Annotated in this window: 27 protein-coding genes; 11 read left to right on the forward strand and 16 right to left on the reverse strand. The window is 61.3% G+C overall.

Annotation, left to right across the window (positions count from 1 at the left end; all coding sequences use genetic code 11):
• Window positions 1-15 precede the first annotated feature (15 nt).
• On the reverse strand, window positions 16-216 hold the full coding sequence (locus CRO01_RS16245) for a hypothetical protein (protein ID WP_218839125.1): 201 nt from the start codon (window positions 214-216) through the stop codon (window positions 16-18).
• A gap of 254 nt (window positions 217-470) precedes the next feature.
• On the opposite strand from CRO01_RS16245, the gene CRO01_RS05070 reads away from it, so the two are divergent.
• Entirely contained in the window at window positions 471-761 is a 291-nt protein-coding gene (locus tag CRO01_RS05070; protein ID WP_218839126.1) for a winged helix-turn-helix domain-containing protein, read from the forward strand.
• A 16-nt stretch (window positions 762-777) separates the two neighbouring features.
• Here the strand turns inward: CRO01_RS05070 and CRO01_RS05075 are convergent, their stop codons facing one another.
• From CRO01_RS05075 to CRO01_RS05085, 3 genes are read right to left on the reverse strand one after another with little or no spacing between them, the layout of a single operon-like run.
• Complete coding sequence (locus CRO01_RS05075) at window positions 778-1,605, reverse strand: hypothetical protein (protein ID WP_097008003.1); 828 nt, start codon at window positions 1,603-1,605, stop codon at window positions 778-780.
• Between the two features lie 48 nt (window positions 1,606-1,653).
• On the reverse strand, window positions 1,654-2,121 hold the full coding sequence (locus CRO01_RS17100; RefSeq protein WP_097008004.1) for an AN1-type zinc finger domain-containing protein: 468 nt from the start codon (window positions 2,119-2,121) through the stop codon (window positions 1,654-1,656).
• A gap of 32 nt (window positions 2,122-2,153) precedes the next feature.
• Window positions 2,154-2,477 (reverse strand): hypothetical protein, encoded by a 324-nt coding sequence (locus tag CRO01_RS05085; RefSeq protein ID WP_097008005.1) that lies wholly within the window; start codon window positions 2,475-2,477, stop codon window positions 2,154-2,156.
• 143 nt (window positions 2,478-2,620) lie between these two features.
• Here CRO01_RS05085 and CRO01_RS05090 point away from each other — a divergent pair, with 143 nt between their 5' ends.
• Window positions 2,621-3,247, forward strand: coding sequence for a tyrosine-type recombinase/integrase (locus CRO01_RS05090; RefSeq protein WP_097008006.1), 627 nt, complete (start codon window positions 2,621-2,623; stop codon window positions 3,245-3,247).
• A 325-nt stretch (window positions 3,248-3,572) separates the two neighbouring features.
• Here CRO01_RS05090 and CRO01_RS05095 read toward each other — a convergent pair whose 3' ends face one another.
• From CRO01_RS05095 to CRO01_RS05150, 12 genes are all read right to left on the reverse strand, one after another.
• The gene (locus CRO01_RS05095; RefSeq protein WP_097008007.1) at window positions 3,573-3,776 is read right to left on the reverse strand and encodes a hypothetical protein; all 204 of its coding nucleotides are present in this window, start codon (window positions 3,774-3,776) and stop codon (window positions 3,573-3,575) included.
• A 10-nt stretch (window positions 3,777-3,786) separates the two neighbouring features.
• Complete coding sequence (locus tag CRO01_RS05100) at window positions 3,787-4,071, reverse strand: hypothetical protein (RefSeq protein WP_097008008.1); 285 nt, start codon at window positions 4,069-4,071, stop codon at window positions 3,787-3,789.
• 1 nt (window position 4,072) lies between these two features.
• On the reverse strand, window positions 4,073-4,258 hold the full coding sequence (locus CRO01_RS05105) for a hypothetical protein (RefSeq protein WP_097008009.1): 186 nt from the start codon (window positions 4,256-4,258) through the stop codon (window positions 4,073-4,075).
• A gap of 17 nt (window positions 4,259-4,275) precedes the next feature.
• Window positions 4,276-4,500: a hypothetical protein gene (locus CRO01_RS05110; RefSeq protein ID WP_097008010.1), complete on the reverse strand. Its 225-nt coding sequence runs from the start codon at window positions 4,498-4,500 to the stop codon at window positions 4,276-4,278.
• Between the two features lie 88 nt (window positions 4,501-4,588).
• Entirely contained in the window at window positions 4,589-4,855 is a 267-nt protein-coding gene (locus tag CRO01_RS05115) for a hypothetical protein (RefSeq protein ID WP_143824906.1), read from the reverse strand.
• Window positions 4,852-5,115 carry a hypothetical protein gene (locus tag CRO01_RS05120; RefSeq protein WP_097008012.1) on the reverse strand — a complete coding sequence of 88 codons (264 nt, stop codon included), beginning with the start codon at window positions 5,113-5,115 and terminating at the stop codon, window positions 4,852-4,854. Before CRO01_RS05120 ends, CRO01_RS05115 begins: the two co-directional genes overlap by 4 nt.
• Window positions 5,116-5,262: 147 nt before the next feature.
• A complete protein-coding gene (locus tag CRO01_RS05125) occupies window positions 5,263-5,565 on the reverse strand; it encodes a hypothetical protein (RefSeq protein ID WP_179747398.1) in 303 nt (100 codons plus the stop codon).
• The gene (locus CRO01_RS05130) at window positions 5,562-5,822 is read right to left on the reverse strand and encodes a hypothetical protein (RefSeq protein WP_097008014.1); all 261 of its coding nucleotides are present in this window, start codon (window positions 5,820-5,822) and stop codon (window positions 5,562-5,564) included. Before CRO01_RS05130 ends, CRO01_RS05125 begins: the two co-directional genes overlap by 4 nt.
• A complete protein-coding gene (locus CRO01_RS05135; protein WP_143824907.1) occupies window positions 5,819-6,280 on the reverse strand; it encodes a hypothetical protein in 462 nt (153 codons plus the stop codon). The genes CRO01_RS05130 and CRO01_RS05135 overlap by 4 nt, the downstream gene beginning before the upstream one ends.
• A gap of 162 nt (window positions 6,281-6,442) precedes the next feature.
• The gene (locus tag CRO01_RS05140) at window positions 6,443-7,297 is read right to left on the reverse strand and encodes a hypothetical protein (protein WP_218839127.1); all 855 of its coding nucleotides are present in this window, start codon (window positions 7,295-7,297) and stop codon (window positions 6,443-6,445) included.
• On the reverse strand, window positions 7,294-7,848 hold the full coding sequence (locus tag CRO01_RS05145; RefSeq protein WP_097008016.1) for a hypothetical protein: 555 nt from the start codon (window positions 7,846-7,848) through the stop codon (window positions 7,294-7,296). Before CRO01_RS05145 ends, CRO01_RS05140 begins: the two co-directional genes overlap by 4 nt.
• Window positions 7,841-8,128, reverse strand: a complete 288-nt coding sequence (locus CRO01_RS05150) for a hypothetical protein (protein WP_097008017.1) — start codon at window positions 8,126-8,128, stop codon at window positions 7,841-7,843. Before CRO01_RS05150 ends, CRO01_RS05145 begins: the two co-directional genes overlap by 8 nt.
• Window positions 8,129-8,251: 123 nt before the next feature.
• Here CRO01_RS05150 and CRO01_RS05155 point away from each other — a divergent pair, with 123 nt between their 5' ends.
• From CRO01_RS05155 to CRO01_RS05195, 9 genes are all read left to right on the forward strand, one after another.
• The gene (locus tag CRO01_RS05155) at window positions 8,252-8,665 is read left to right on the forward strand and encodes a hypothetical protein (protein ID WP_097008018.1); all 414 of its coding nucleotides are present in this window, start codon (window positions 8,252-8,254) and stop codon (window positions 8,663-8,665) included.
• A 32-nt stretch (window positions 8,666-8,697) separates the two neighbouring features.
• Entirely contained in the window at window positions 8,698-9,147 is a 450-nt protein-coding gene (locus CRO01_RS05160; protein ID WP_143824908.1) for a hypothetical protein, read from the forward strand.
• A complete protein-coding gene (locus tag CRO01_RS05165) occupies window positions 9,144-9,443 on the forward strand; it encodes a hypothetical protein (RefSeq protein WP_097008020.1) in 300 nt (99 codons plus the stop codon). The genes CRO01_RS05160 and CRO01_RS05165 overlap by 4 nt, the downstream gene beginning before the upstream one ends.
• Window positions 9,440-10,006: a hypothetical protein gene (locus tag CRO01_RS05170; protein WP_097008021.1), complete on the forward strand. Its 567-nt coding sequence runs from the start codon at window positions 9,440-9,442 to the stop codon at window positions 10,004-10,006. Before CRO01_RS05165 ends, CRO01_RS05170 begins: the two co-directional genes overlap by 4 nt.
• 1 nt (window position 10,007) lies before the next feature.
• Complete coding sequence (locus CRO01_RS05175; RefSeq protein ID WP_097008022.1) at window positions 10,008-10,958, forward strand: hypothetical protein; 951 nt, start codon at window positions 10,008-10,010, stop codon at window positions 10,956-10,958.
• Entirely contained in the window at window positions 10,955-13,786 is a 2,832-nt protein-coding gene (locus tag CRO01_RS05180) for a hypothetical protein (protein WP_097008023.1), read from the forward strand. The genes CRO01_RS05175 and CRO01_RS05180 overlap by 4 nt, the downstream gene beginning before the upstream one ends.
• Complete coding sequence (locus CRO01_RS05185) at window positions 13,787-14,026, forward strand: hypothetical protein (RefSeq protein ID WP_097008024.1); 240 nt, start codon at window positions 13,787-13,789, stop codon at window positions 14,024-14,026.
• Window positions 14,026-14,301: a hypothetical protein gene (locus CRO01_RS05190; protein ID WP_097008025.1), complete on the forward strand. Its 276-nt coding sequence runs from the start codon at window positions 14,026-14,028 to the stop codon at window positions 14,299-14,301. The genes CRO01_RS05185 and CRO01_RS05190 overlap by 1 nt, the downstream gene beginning before the upstream one ends.
• A gap of 100 nt (window positions 14,302-14,401) precedes the next feature.
• A complete protein-coding gene (locus tag CRO01_RS05195; RefSeq protein WP_097008026.1) occupies window positions 14,402-15,691 on the forward strand; it encodes a hypothetical protein in 1,290 nt (429 codons plus the stop codon).
• Window positions 15,692-15,748: the final 57 nt, after the last annotated feature.

Consider the following 15,748-nt stretch of genomic DNA (forward strand, 5'->3'; position numbering starts at 1 on the left):
TGGAAGTGAAACTGGTCACTTCCGAACACCCGAAAACTGTCGCAGCGTCAGCGTTGCGACGCCGTGCCCGCAGGGCTCGACGGAGTGACGGCCCGGCCCCATCGTCGACACGGCGGTGATCTCCCTGCCACACTGCGGGCAGGTCGGCGATTCCTCGGTCGGTTCGGGACTTTTATGCCCCGAGTGGACTTCCGTTTGCATGCTTCCGTACCACATCTACGGGAGCGTCGCGGACCCGGTGTCATCAGCACCGGTCCGCTTGGTTTTCAAGAGGACCTGAACGACCAGGCCCGCGTATCGATCCCGTGAACAGTCCGTTTAGATGCCAACTACTAATACCTTTGCACAATATCTTGCAACTGCACAATGTATCTTTCAGAACTGGCGCATAAGGTGCGTAAGGAAACATATTCGGTGCGACTAAGGAACGCTAAGGAGGATTCGGGGGTATGCGTCCCCGGGTTAATTGGATGACCGAAGCCGATGTCGCCATTCTGGAGTTCTTCTATGAACTCGGTGATGTCGATGATGACCGCGTAGTCCTTCCGCCCGGAACAGTTTACGAGAACCTCGTTGAGCAGTTAGGGGTCCTCCAGAAGAGCAAAAGCACAATCTCTCGTCGCATGAAAAAGCTATCTGAAGAGGACCTATTAGAAAAGATTCCAGACACTCGCGGGACCTACTACCGGATCACTGACGTAGGCGTTGACTACTTGGAGGGGAACGTCGACGCCGACGATCTCGAAGAACCCGAAAATTAACTCGTGACCAGACGGCTCACGCAGAGATCACGCACCGACGGTGGGGCTCATCGTACTCCGTGTTGACTGTCCCACTTGTTGCTGTGCCCGGTAGCGCCCTGACTTCGGCATCGAACGATGGCGGTATTTCAACGCAGTTGTCGGTCTTGAATGGCTGTGCCGACGTTTCGAGTGTCGCCGTCTCTCCGTGTGGAACTATCCCTGTAAGTTCGACTCGATTCTCAGTATCACCGATGCGAAGGTCCTGTACCGATGCTGGCGCGTTCCCTGTGTTCTCAATCTCGATCGACGCTGCCCCCGTTTCCTTGTCGACGCTCCCACCGACGATCTCCAGTTCCGGCTCAACACCGAACTTTGCCGTCGAGACGGCGGCGTCCTGAAGCGATGCTTGTGAGTCTTGAGAGTAGTCAGAGAGTTGAATGTCGTACCCGACAAGTCGCCACGTTCCGGACCGGACTGCGTCGAATGACCCCAGAGATCCGAAAACGTCGATCTCCATCTTGTCTTCGTACACCGGTGGTTCCCCGCTGTAGACGAAATCGGGAGCGTTCTGGTTCGGTCCGTAGAGTGCGATCGCGTTCATCCTTTCAGTGTTCTCGAAGGTGACAACCAGCGTCCCGTCCGGTTTCCACTTGACGCTCTCGAATTTACTCGTGAAGAACCCGAACTCGTGGTGTCCCTCGTCAGAGTATCCGAGAATGTCTGCGCGTGCTTTCTGGAGATCACCATCGTAACGAAGAAACCCAGCAGCACCTGCTCCTGCACCACCAACACCCAACATCGTGAGGAACGGCCGACGCCGCAATCGGAACCTCAAACGCTTGTCTGGTCGACGATCAGTCATTGCTCTGGTGACTATTCTGAGTTAACAAATAACCACGTGGTAGGAGAGCTAAATCACGGCCAGCCAGACGAACACGGCGAGGAACGCGATCACGCCGATCGCCTTTGCGACGGTCCAGAGCGTCAGCCCGCCCGCGCTCTCCTCGACCTCGTCTTCGGCGTCCTGCTCGTCCTCGCGTTTGATCGAGCCGTCGACGGCGACATCCGGACTTCGATCGTCGATGATCTCGTCTTTCGACGGCGTCCGGCCGTAGGTCTGTGCGTCGGCGGTCTCGTACTGCGTCTCTTGCTCCTCGCCGTCGACTTCCCGCAGCACCCCGCCCGCTTGTACGACCTTGGTTCGGTGCTGGGCTGTGCTCATCGACTCGTCGCGCCACTTCTCATCGTCGCTCTCGGCGTTCCTGAACGAACAGTCGTGATTCTCGGGGAGTCGGTGGTTCGAGCAGAACGATCCACCGCAGTAGCCGCACTCGTACGGCATGTTCGTCCCGTCGCTACAGAAGTCGCAACTCGCCATTACAACCCTCAAAACACCGAGCTAACAAATAGCTATCTCGTTGCTCGGTGTCGGCGCCGCTGGGCGCTCCAGTTGCCACGATCGGCGACGAGTTCGACCGCGTCCCACGGGATCTCCTTGTCCAGTTTCTTGTCGTAGATCTCCCAGTGCTCGGGATGGACATCGTCGCCGTTCTCGGCCTGCTGTCGGCACGACCGACACCAGACGTGGTTGTTCGTCCGGTCCCAGTCGGTGTGGCCGTTCGGACAGACGTACCGGTAGCGCTCGACCGCGTTGCTCCGGTCGATGCGGACTGTTTGGTGTCTGTCGTCAGGACTGCTTCCATCAGCCGCCAGAGTAGTTCCAGTGACCGACATCACAACTTGCCGATGCGACGTGGGGTAAAAGGCATTCTTCAAGGGCGGAGTGAAAGTGAAACTGGTCAGTTGGCACCTACTCGAAGGTACGATTCTACTAACAGAAACGTACATTCAAGGGTGTGGCAGCCGACTTCCTTTATATGTCGACCAACCCCAGCGCCGGCCGCTCGACAAACTCGAACATTCGTTGGCTCAAGCCAGATCAGGTCGAGGCGATGCGCGACGCCGCACACGAGGGGCGCCACGGCCCCCGCGACGACGCGATCGTGACGCTGCTCTACGACACCGGCCTCCGTCGCGGCGAACTCGTCCAGGTCGATCGAGCGATGCTCGACCTCGACGAAGAGCAGCTCCGGATCCCAGCGTCGATCCAGAAGGACTACCCGAACGACAACAGCCCGAGCGCCGCGACGTTCCAACTCGACCCGAGCGGCGATCTCCGAACCGTCCGAACGCTTCGGATGTACCTCGGCGCCCGTGACGATGACAGCGCGGCGCTGTTCCCGAGCCGAAAGTCCGACCGGATGAGCGGGAAGGGAATCAACGACGTTGTGAAACGGGCGGCACGCCGCGCCGACGTTCAACCGTTCGCGTACGCGGGACGCGGGGAACCCGACGATGTCTCGGCGCACACGCTCCGGCACAGCGTCGCGTGGCGGATGCTTCGAGCCGAGGAGGGGAACACGCTCTACGATGTCCGGAACCGACTCCGTCACGCGACGATCCTCACGACCGAGCGGAAGTACGATCACTTCGAGACGATCTGATTTCTGGATTCAACTCCTCGTCGTGCTCGATGTCGTGCTCGTCGGCGTACCGGATTATCAGAACAGAAAAGCGTACGCTGACCGCGGTGAAAGTGATCTATTCATGCCGAATGCGTTCTTGACTCTCAAAAATGTCGGTCAGTAGTCTGTGCACACCAAGCCCCAGAGCAATTCCCAATAGAGCGGCGCCGGCAAACGCGATACGCAGTCTCCAGTACCATAGCCCAACAGTGATACCAGCCAAGCCGAGAATCAACGAAGTTAGATAAACTGTGCCGTACAGGCCTTCTCGCTCCAAAAAGCGTCTGATTGCATTCATGGAATTTTACTCGGCGTCGTCCTTCCAGCGAACGATTACGTCGAACTCGGCGCCGCACTCGTGACAGAAGCCGAGTGAGAGATTCACGCGAGGCTGGTATCCAGGGCCGTCCTCGTCGTCTGGATCGCAGAACGGGCACGGTGTAGTGAGGCCCTCGTACTCCGCCTCAAACTCTCGTTGCTCGATTACGTCGTCGTTGTTGTCTTTCATCGATGGGAAATTACTCTTCATCCCACGGGACGCTCGTGAGATCCTCTTCGTCGTCCGGCTCTACCCATCGAGCTGCCAGCGCCATTGCGCTATCGCATATGCCGCCGAACAGGCCGATGCTGACCATGATCGTTCCGGCCACCACGAGTGACGATCGCGTCGTCAGCCACGTCGCTGCCTGCTCCGGGTAAAGCGTGACGTAGGCGCTCACGAAGAGCGCCCAGAGAACCAGACCGGCTGCGAGCGAGCGCTCGCGACGCTTCCACTTCGCCGTTTCGCTGTCAGTGTCGTGCATGTCAGTCAGATCGTGTTAGGTTCCGAGCCTTCCGTTTGTGCAGTTTTCCGTCGGTGCCATCCTCGTACCCGTCGTCGTACCCACTTCGGTATCCGCGCTGGTGTCCGGTGTACAGCCCGCCGATCATTGCGACGAGCGCAACCAGTTCCCAGTACGTTTGCGGGAGTTCGATTAGTGTCTCAAGCATGTTGCATCGAAGGTGGATTAGGCCGCGATTCTTTGCCGTCGACGCCCAAAGATAGCTCCGAACAGCATCGTCACGCCCAGCATCTCCCACAAAAGCAAGAAGCCGGCCGTGAACATGAATTGTAGTTCTGGTGTATCGATCCCAGCTGCTGGCAGGAACGCAATGAACTGTTCGATCATCATGAACGGTACGATCATCAACGCGAGGCCGATCAAGGCCACAACGATTCTGATAAGGATCATTAGAGAGCGCCTGCGCGTAGTGCTATCCAAACCAGTCCGATCACCGTACCAGCAGCGAACGCTTTCAAAAAGACATCGAATAGTCCCGTCATAGCCCATCGACCTCCTGAGCCTGAGCACGCAGTTCGGCGAGTAGTAGCGGGACCGAGAACAGCAGGCCCCAGATGAATACGCCGCCGATCACTTGCGCCCCGGTCCCGGTGATGAACCGCGTCAGGTACAGCGCCACGATCCCCGTCCCGGATGTCCACGCGATCAGCGACAGCGGCTGGATGGGCGACCGACGACGACGGACGCTGGTCACGCTGGTGGCTCTGGATAGACTATCTTTCCCAGAACCGTCGTTCGAGCTCATGATTCCTCCGGCCCGCTGAGTATTGTGGTTATCATGTGCTGCACCCAGAGCCCCGTGGGAAATAGTCCGTACGTCACCGCGGCAAGGGCTGCAAGGTAGTAGTGCTCGTTAGTGACGATCGACGCTCCTGTGTCGGCGGCTAACTGTGCCTGACCGACCAACAGCACACAGAGCACGATGGCGATCATCGCGTTCTCGAACATCTTCTGGACGAGTCGATTCACCTCAGCTTCGTCGAAGTGGTTGGTTTCGTTCTTCATTGCTGACTGCCCTCCTGCCGACTACTGTTCCACGTCTTACGGAACCATTCGATCCCCCGAACTAGCGGGGTACCGATGACGACCAGCGCAGTAACCGCAATTGCTCGTGCGGCTTTTCTGAAGTCGCTGCTCATTGTTGACTGTCCCTCACGCTTCTCCGTCCAGCCCTGCCGAAAGGTAGTTCGTGAACGTCTCGATACTCACCGGCGCATTCTGACTCTCGACGATGTGGAGGCCGTCATCCGTTTTGCACAGTGCTCCATCGAACTCGAACCCTGCACCAGTGTCGCCGATGTAGGTCGCATTTTCACCGTAGGCCTCCTCGCAGGCCTGTTGATTCCCGACCTCGGAGAGGTAGCTCGGATAGCCTACCACGGTCAGCATCGCTACGGCGAATGTCATTATCACCACGGCGGCTACTACTGCCCGTAATGCGTTTCTCCAACTCATGACTGACCGTCCTCCTGTTGCTGTGCTGCTGACGCGCCTCCGAGCCGCTTCTTTTCGTCCGCAACCATCTGCTGACACTGCTCGACGACCCAGAGTCCGCCGAGCGCCATGAGTGCGGTTTCGTATACCTCGAGGGCTGCGGCGAATCCGTTCGTCACACCAGTCACGCTGATCGCCGCGATCATCATGATAACGAGCGTCTTTTTGTTGGTAAGAATCGATGCAACAGTCCAAACCGTCGGTTTTTGAAGTTTCATGATTGCACCCCGTTGATCAGCATACCCACGCGATAGACCGCGTAGCCGATCGGCGCGATCGAGCCGAGACCGAACACCACGTTCAGCAGCGACCGCGGGAACCACTGGTTGTGGTAGACGATCGTCGCGGTGACACCGGCGATCTCGGCCACCATGGTGAACCCGCTGTCGTAGACGGTCTTCGCAAATGCGCGCGTGTACTTCTCCGGTATCAGCGTGGGAGCGTCCGGAATGCGCTCGTCGAGCTCGCGTACCCAGTCGGGCTCGGTCGACTCGGTCTCGGACGAGTTGAACGAGGCGTTGATCGTCTCGTCGCCCATCCGGAGCTCGCCGTCGTCGTACTCGACCGTCGCGTTCGCAGCGGTGTCTGCTTCGTACCCTACTGTCGCACCAGTGAACGCGCCGAGGAGAACGAACAGGTAGAGCATGAGTCCGGGAGTGACGATCTGGTGTCTCACCGGGACCACCTCCTGCCGGCCCCCCGGGGACCCGGCCTCCGCCCGTTCAGTAATCGAGCGACCAGCTTCCGGTATACGTGCAAATATCTAACTATGGGCCTCGCGCCTACTACTAACGTTCTGCCACGTCGGCGCCGTCGTGTGGTTTCTGGCATCATGGCGTTAGCGTCGCTCCGAAGCGATCTGTCGAATGCGTCCGTCGGTGATTTCGACCGCAGGAGCGCTCGCAAGGTCCGGCGCACCGATGCCGGCGTCCTTGTAGAGCGATGTCAACAGCTTGTCGCGGACCTCGCGCTTGGCCTGCTTGACGGCACGATCTTTCTTCCGTTCGTGCTCGCTCTTGCGCATCCAGTTGTCGTCGCTCTCGGGGTTGTCGATCATCTCGGACTTCATCGACGACAGCGCCTGGTAGTCCGGGTCCTTGTCCATGTTCGGGAACTCGAACGTCTGCATCGTCTCGTAGTAGACCGAGCGCTTGATCGGGTGGATACGCTTGCGGTAGACCCGAGCCCGCCCGCGACGCTCGACGTTGATCCACACGTCGGCGAGACGTTCCATGCGCGAGTCGATCTCCTCGGGCGAGGGCAGGATCAGGATCGAGACGATCTGCCGAACGCGCTGCTGTTGCCAGACGTGCGACGCGTCGACGTTCTCGTGGGAGTTCGACCGGCGAGCGTCGAGTTGCTCGGCCTCGTCGAGGATCGCCGCCGACCCAAGCTCGAGCGTCCCGTACATGTCGAAATACTCGGGCGGGTCGAGCGTCGCCTTCAGTTTGGCGTTGAAGCCGCCGGGCGACGTGTCGCCGATCTTGGCGACGAACGTTCCACAGGCTGACTTGCCGATCCCGGTCTCGCCGTCCTTCGCTGTGAGGATGATTTTCAGGTCGCGCTCCTGTCGCTTGCGCTCGCCTAACAACTCGAAGAACGGGCCTGTCCAAGGCGGCCCATCATGCACGTCCTCACGCTCTTCGACTTCTGGCGGTCCGTCCTCCGGATCAGGAGAAGCGGCGGCGCTCACGCCTCACCACCCTCCTCGTCGGCGTCCTCGAAGTCGGTCCGGAACTTGTCGGCGTAGTCGTCGGGAAGCCGCTCCAGCGCTTCGTCCTGACCGCGCACGTGGAGCAACCACGCGAGGTCGTCCAGGTCCGCCTCGTCCGATGGCGTTTCCTCTTTGGTCGGCGCCTCGAAGCCGAGGTCGCGCGCGATCTCGTCGAGCGCCCAACTCCACCGGACGAGCCGACGACACTGGATCCGGTAGGGCTTGGTCGACTGACTGACCGTCACCCGCCCGCCTTTCGTGGAGACGCTCGGGTCGCGGATCTTGCTCTGGGCCAGCTCGGGAAGCGCGTCGAGGTTGTGCTCGTCCCACTGCTCGTCGACCTTGTGCTTGTGCGGCCGGAGTTCGTCGTGAACGTCGACGACCGAACCCTGCAGCGCGGCCTGCAGGTTCTTCGTCACGGCACCGACTGACTTCGAGCGCCAGTATTCGCGGCGACGCCGATGCATCTCCTCGAGGGCGTCGTAGACCATGCGCGCCGCGCGATTGTTCTCGTGCTCGTCGTCAGTCATCGCTTGGAGCCTCCGGATGCGGTCGGATCACGATGCACTCCTCGTCGATCAGGATCGGCTTGTGGCCGGGGTGGAGTAGCATCTGGATCGGATCGCCGCCGTCGATCCCGATGTGGTCGATGTGGCTCTCGCTGACCGAGGTTCGGTACGACGCCGACGAGCTATGCTGGAGTTGGCGGACTTTCGGATCGGCGACGAGATCGTCGATCGATCCTGTCTTCCGCGCGGTCGATGCAGTCGCCGAGTCTCTACGGTCGGTTTCTGCTGAACCTGCTCCCATGACACGGCGACGGGCCACGTGAGGGCTATTAAATGGGAGCTTTGTGGGAAGTATCTGGCAGAGGCTTACCTTCTGGTTCCCTAATTGCGAATTTTAAACGACGGAGAGGTGGACGGTCATCTCATGTCGCAAGACAGTAAATCCGCCGTGATGGCGGTGATGATGATGTTCCTCAGTGGCATCGCGTCGATGCTGAGCACGGGCCGAAGCTACGCCAGTCTCGCTTGGCTGGAAATCAAGGTGGCGCTTCTAGAGCGCCGTAACGAAAAGATGGGCTTCATGCAGGACGACACTGCCGTGATGCGCGAGGCCCGGATGATCGGCGGCGCGCTGATCATGCTGCTCGTGATCACGCTCGTGCTGACCGAGGTCTACGCGGCCATCAACATCGAGGAAAACTCGACGTGGTACCCCATCGTCGAGGCCCTGGAGACGACCGGTGTCAGTTCGGTCGTGCTGCTGGTCGTCGGCCTGCTCGTCATCGCGGCCAGCGCCGTCATGCGCTTCTTCCAGGGCGGCTTCGGCGGAGGCCGGTGAGGTAGTCTAACGACTCCCCTCCGGGTGATTTTATGAAAGGTGGTCTCTGGACCGTCGTAGTCGTAGTAGTGTTTCTCGTGGCGATGATGAGCGGCGCCGTCGGCACACAGACCGATCAGGTCACGAGCACCGCACAGGTGGACAACGAGAGCCAGACGCTGACGAGTTCGACGTGGACAGACCTCGATCGCGCCGACGAGGTCGTACGCGTCCACGCGAACGAGACGGTCCGCACCGACAACGGCACCGTCCTCGATCGGGGCACCGACTACAAGATGGACTATCAGGACGCCGAGATTCGTGCGACCGCGAACAGCAGCGCCGCGGGATCGGCGGTCAACATCACGTACGCGTACGTGACGGCTGACGAGACCTCGCGCGGCGTGCTGGCGCTGCTGGGCGTGCTGTCGCCGTTCCTCGGCTACGCGCTGCTGATCATCGGCGCCGTCGTCCTGATCAGTTGGCTGGGGGTACTCAAATGACGTGGGGCTGGTTCTTCGTCGCCACGATCGCGTTTGCGACGGTCTGGACCTACGTCTACGCCGTCCGCGAGGAGGCGGTCGTGTTCGCCGCGGCAGTCTCGGGCACGGCGTGGGCGCTGCTCGCGCTCACCCCCGAAATCACGGTGGTCGGACAGAGCGCGACGACGATCTCGATCGGCGCGACGCGGTGGCTGTTCGCCGCGCTGTCGGTGCTGTCGTGGGTGGCGCTTCTGGGTGCGCTGATCGGCGTCTACCCGGAGACCGATGTGGAGGAAGAAGCGGGTGATCTCGCATGAGCCAACAAGATATGGACGAAGTTCAGCGGCGGCAAGAAGACGCACAGGGACAGCGAGCGATGGCGGAGCAATCGGCCAGACAGGCCGAAGAACTCGTCGAGGAGATGAGCGGGCCGGACTTCATCGACAAGTTCCGCGATCCGGACGTACCCGAGTGGCTGGAGGAAGAGCTCGGCGCGGAACTCTCGGGCGTCTGGCCGCTGGCGAACGAGACCGCGGAGGATCACCGCCGTCATCGCTGGCTGAACGAAAACAAGGCGGATCGCGTCATCGCCGAACAGAATGCGGGCCGGCTCTGTCGCGGCCCGCTGCTCGAGCTCGCACAGAATGTCAACACTCGTCCAGACGAGACGGCCAAGATGGGCCAGACCGACTGGGAACGTCGGCAGACACGGGAGGCAGAGGGTGTCAAGACGGCGATGCAGTCGCTGGGCAAGGACGGTCGTGGCGTCAGTGCACTGACCGAAGCGACCGCAGTGTACCGGCGCGAGCAGGGCGGCGACGACAGCAGTGGCGGCAGCAAGGGACGCGTCCGCAAGACGCTGGGCAAGGTGTTCGGATAACATGAGTGACAACGACGACGATCTTCTCGACGAACTGGAAGACGCCGAGGAGATCCATCCCTCGGATGACGACCAGGACGAATCAGACAGAACAGAATGGGCGAAGTCGATCGGCGAGTCGATCGGTGCGGTGCCGATGTGGGTGCTGCTGAAACTGGGGCTACTGGCGATCGGCGTCGCCAAGGGCATCCTGAAGTGGATCCCCGGCCGGTCGAAGATCTATCGCGGGATGATCAAGAACGGCACCGAACAGCTCTACAAACAGACCGGCGCCGCGGTGATCGTGCTGACGATCTACGGCGATGGCTACCTCGTGCCGCGACCGGCAGAGATCGACCGCGAAGAGGGCGTCGTTCGGACGAACAACGACGAGGAATGGACGCTCTCCGAGCTCTCGCCACTCCGGCTGGGCGACGCGCCGGTCGTCGTGGGAGTCGCCGACGATCACGAGCTGGCGTCACCGATCGCCGCCCGTGTCGCCGAGGCGGCTGATCTGAACTTCTGGGACCGTGTCCAGCCAGTCCGCGAGACATCGGACGGCCTCGAGGAAGTCGACTACCAGTCGCCGCAGCAGGTCGTTGCGGACGGCGGTGACGACGAGATGCACCAGACGTTTGACGATGTCCTCGTCGACGCACGCAACCCGCTCGACAGAGCCACCGGCTGGATCGTGTCGATGCGGAAGGGGTACGAACTCCACTGGTCGCAGTCCTCCAGCGAGGCGATGAAAAAGCAGGAGGATCGCGGTCGGCTCTCCGAGATGGATCCGGACCAGTATCGCAAGCAGGCGATCCGTACCGCGGCGCTCGTTCTCGGCGGCGTCGCTCTGGGCCTGTTTGGCCCGGCGCTGGCCGCACAGGTTGCGGGCGGCGCGGCCGGCGCGGCGACCGGTGGCATCGGCGTTAGCCTCTGGGTCCAGCCCGACGTGCTGCTCGGAGGTGGGATCCTGTGAGCATCTGGGGCCGTGTCCGCGATCGCGCCAGTGACGCCGTCCAGGGCGCGGGCGAACAGGTCTCCGACACGATCGATGAACTGCAGGATGCGGCATCTGACCAGAACGAATCGTCTGGCCAGTCCGATGCCTCTGGGTCGTCGAGCGGATCCTCGTCGAGTGAGAGCAGTTCGTCCAGCCAGCCAGACGGATCACAGCCCGATCAGCAGGGCCCAGCATCGAGAGTCATCGATGCGGTGCGCGAGACGGCCGAACCCATCACGGATCCGCTGTCGGAGGCAGCACAGGATGCCGCGGGGGCTGCCGAGAGCGCGAGCGAACAGGTCTCCGAAACAGGATCTGAAGCGGTCTCCCGATCGGCATCCAATGAGACGATCGAGCAAGCGCAAGAGGTCGCAACCGACGTTGCGCGTGCGGCCGCTCAAAGCGATCCTGCAGATGCTGGACAGCGAATCGAAGTCTCCTCGCAGGAGGTCGCTCGCCTCGAGCGCAACGAGCCGATCTCGACGGTCGACGAGCAGCGGATCCGATCTGACCTTCGGGAGTTCGCGGCCAACTCTGGCGACCTCGACCAGAGTGATGTCACGGTTCGTCGGAGCGACAGCGGCGCCTACCAGGCGGTCGCGGGCGGCTCCGTCGTCGCCCAGACCAGTGATCCGCGTGCAAGCATCGAATCCCAACTCGAAGAGCAGACCGGGGCGGACATCACCGTCGAACGGCAGGACGGCGAGTTCCGGGCGACGTTTGCGAACCCGTCGGAACAGGCGGAATATCTGGAGCAGCAGGTCTCTGCCGGTTATCAGGACATCACGCGGGAGCAGGTCACGGTCGAGCAACAGGGCAACGAGTTCGTAGCGAATCTCACTGGAGAGGGCGTCGTACGCGTCTCCGATCCCGACCAGATCCGAAGCGAACTCTCCACGGACCCGGGCGACCAGCGGAGCGATGCCGCCCAGAGCATGACGGGCGGGGCGGTCCAGCAGCAGGCGCCCGGCTTCGATCGAGACGACTTCATCGTGAACACGGGCAGCGGCGAGGTGTATCTCCGCGAGGGTGCCGAGGAAGATCTCGTCCGCGAGCGTGCGGCGTTCGAGTGGGGCGTCGATCCCGAGCAGGTCTCGATCGAGCGCCAAGACGGTGAGTTCGTTGCGAGTGCGGAAGTGCCGGCCGAGGACACGATCGACCTCTCGCCGCAGTCGGATTCGAGTGGGATCAACAACGAGTCCGCAGGCCTCGAGCAGATCGAGCGCGCGCAAGAGGTTCGAGAACGTGGCGCGGCCAGTCAGTTGTCGCGCGAGATCGGCCAGTTCCGTGAGCAAGCCGAGCAGCAGCTCCGATCCGACTTCGAGGGCGGCGTCGAGAGCGCACAGAACCGTATCGATTCGGTGCGCGATAGCGTCTCCCCCGGATCGACCCAGCAGGCCGCGCTCACCGCGGCAGCGGCTGGCGTCGCAACGCCCGAACCGGTGTCGACGGGTACTGGGCTTGCGGTCGGCGGGCTCGTCGCTGGCGGCCTCGCGCTCGACGCCGCTCGCCGCTCCGAGTTTGAGCTCCCGACCGAGCAGGACCAGCCGGAGATCGAGGCACCAACCGAAGAGCGGTCGGCCGAGTTCGAGGCGCCCTCGGACACAGATCTCGGTGGGGCCGAGGTCGGCGTTGGCGAGACGATGGTCTCCTCGGAGTTGGAAGCGACCGACCAGATGGTTCAGCAGTCAGAAGTCTCTGTTCCGAGCCAACCCGAACAGCCGACCAGCGGAGAGAGCGTCCCGACAATCGAGGCCGCGGGGCAATATACTGGTCAGATCACGATCGGTGAACTGGGCGAACAGGAACAAGAGGACGATATCCTCATTCCGGCTGAAGACATCGCAGGGACCGATCCAGAAGGATCCGTAGATGTCGAGGAGCAGATCCAAGACCAGTCTCAGGACGAACTGACCGCCATTCAGGAAGGCTTGGGAAGTACCGCGGAGGCCGAACGGGAGGCACAGCAGGATCTCCTTGACGATGCCGAACCCGAGATGTTCGGTGGTGGAACTGCTGGTGAAGCGATCTGGGAAGATGCCGAGACACTCGAACGTGTTTATGAGCCAGTGGAAGTTGAAGAAGAACTCGAAGAACAAACTGTCCAAGAGACGGTTGAGCGTATCCAAGAAGCACAGCAGTCAGAGGTGCTTGCTGAAGAGACTGTTGTCGGTCAAGGAGAAGCATCAGAGGTAGCTGAGGAAACGACTACTCTGGAAGAGACGGTCCTAAGTTCCGAACCCAACACGGAGGTGATCGAAGAGCCAGCGGTCGGACAGGGAAGCCAAACGGCACCACTCCCCGGACAGGACCAGGACGAGTCGACTGCCGCTGACGAGCTGGAGGAAGTGCTGAGCGAGGAAGACGTTGCTGTCGAGACGGCACTGGAGTCGGTGCTTGATCAGGAGATGGCTGCTGAAACGGCGACGCCGCAAGCGTACGAGAACGTCTACGAGGCAGTCACCGAGACGGGCTACTCTTACGAGTATCTCTACGGCGGAGGGTCAGACGGCTCTCGGAGACGCCGTCCTCCGTCGCTCGATCTGATGTTTCCCGGCGCGTCCGGATCCGACGATAGCCCACTCAGTGCGTCGGTCGATGATTCTCTCTGGTCAACCTCGATCTCCACTGCGGAGGAGGCCGGCTTCGACTTCGGCGGCGGCGCCCTCGAGGAGGAGAGCCAGCCAGCCGAAGAGATGTTCGAGTCGAACGCCGCCGACCTCGAGGCTGACGACGACTGGCTCGCGGAGTGGTCGGGACAGGCGAACGAGAACGTCGACGATCCGTTCGAGGAGTGGTACTGAATGGCGTCGTTCGACACGTGGCTCCGAGCGGGTGGCCTCCTCGGGTTCGGCTCGCTCGTGTACGCGATCTTCTATGCGGCCGCCACGCCGCTCGTCGGCGTCCACAAGGATCTCGCTCCGGCAGACTCCCAGCTCCCACACTGGGCAGATCTGAGCGTCACGTGGTTCCCCGCCGTGATCCTCGCGTCGCTGCTCGTGATGGTGATCGCCGCGGCCACGCTCCGGCGGGGTGGTCCCTGATGCGCCGACACCTGAACAGGCTCCTCGCCGCGGCGTTCAGCCTGCTCGCAGTGTACGTTCTCGGGATCGTGTTCGACACTGCGGGCGCGGAGCTGATGCAGGTCGCACGAGACCACGGCGTCCAGAACGGCCCGTTCGCGCCGGTGCTGAACGCCGCCGAGGGCATCACCTCGTTCATCATCCCGTTCATGATCGTCGGGATCGTGCTGTGGGTGATCTACGGAACCGTGTCGCAAGAGCGTCGTGAGGAAGTCAGACGGAGGATCGGACCATGACAGGAGAGGATCTTCAGCGAATCATCGTCGAGGAACTGCCGGCCAGCCCGGACCCGAAGCGTCCGACGCTGGCTGCGACCGTCAAAATCCGAGCAGAAGCATGAGCAAGAGCACACCACCAGTCGACGACGAGACCGAACAGGCGCTCCGGGAGATCGTCCGGGACGAGATGAACGAGCAGAGCCGGAGCAAGGAGACCGAGGAGTCCAGCGGCGTCTCGCGCCGCAGTGTCCTGTCCGCGCTCGGGCTGACCGCAACGAGTGCGGCGGCCGGCGGGCTCGGGACGTTAGCCGCCACCGATCCCGCGGCCGCACAAAGCTCCTACCCCAACTCACTGGGGACGCCGGACGATCCTCTCGAGGCGATCTACGTCGATCAATTGTTTCAGAACGCCGACAATCTCGATGTCAATTCGATCAATACAGAGCAGGCAACTATCGGACCGCTGACTGGCGCGGTAACATCTATCTCGTGGGACCGTCCCGAGGTCTTAGATGCAACGACCACAGTTGAAGTCCCTCAAGACGAGCCAACGCCGCAAGATGCGTTCCGGAAGATCCCTCGACGGCTCGCCGCAAACCACACGATCGAGATAGACGAGACAGACGACTACAGCGTCGAGGACTGGGTCGTGCCACCGGTGCAGTCGGCAGATATGTTCGATAATACTGAGGGCGGCAACTCGCGGCTGACGATAACGCGACAGGGAAGTAGCGGCACGCTAAACCCCAATTCTGTGTTCACGATCGGCGGACGGGGGCAGGGTAATACTGTCCATCAATACACGCACCCAGTCGGGACTAATCCGTGGGACGACGAAAACTCGGTTTGGGCGGTATATGGTGGTGAGGGGGTGAAATGCTTCGATTGCGGTATCGGAGGGACCAGCCGAGGCACCGGATCCGTGGGAGTCGATGTGTACGGAACGACCGTGAAACTGGAAGGAACCTTTGACTGGGGGTCTGATCTGGTTGAAATTGCGGGACAGACGAAACAGTTCGGGACTCTGAAAACAGGAGATGTCAACGCATTAGGCAGCGTTACCGGCGATGCGTGGGTTAACGTTTCGGGGCGGATTGAACATCGCCGGATCGGTCCTTCGCACGGAGGCGATTTTGCGGTGGACCCGCAGCGCACAGGAGGAGTTGTTAGCCCAACGGTCCCGACAGTGACGCGTGGCGGAGACCTCGTTGATGCCATCTACCACCGCCCCGACGGAGATGTTGAAGTCCGCGACGCGACAAATAATAAACGTATCCAGTTTTTCGAAGCGGGCGGGAGCGGCTACAATACCGTCTTTTATGACGGAGATGGTAACAAGCTCGCTCGTCTGACAGAATCGGGCGATCTTATCCTTGACGGGGCGGTGACAGAGAACGGCGACCCGTAATTACTGAGACGTACTTACCACTCGACTTCTAATCCAGCGTCCGACACTTCTCCGTTC

The organism is Natronoarchaeum philippinense, assembly GCF_900215575.1.
GTDB lineage: Archaea > Halobacteriota > Halobacteria > Halobacteriales > Natronoarchaeaceae > Natronoarchaeum > Natronoarchaeum philippinense.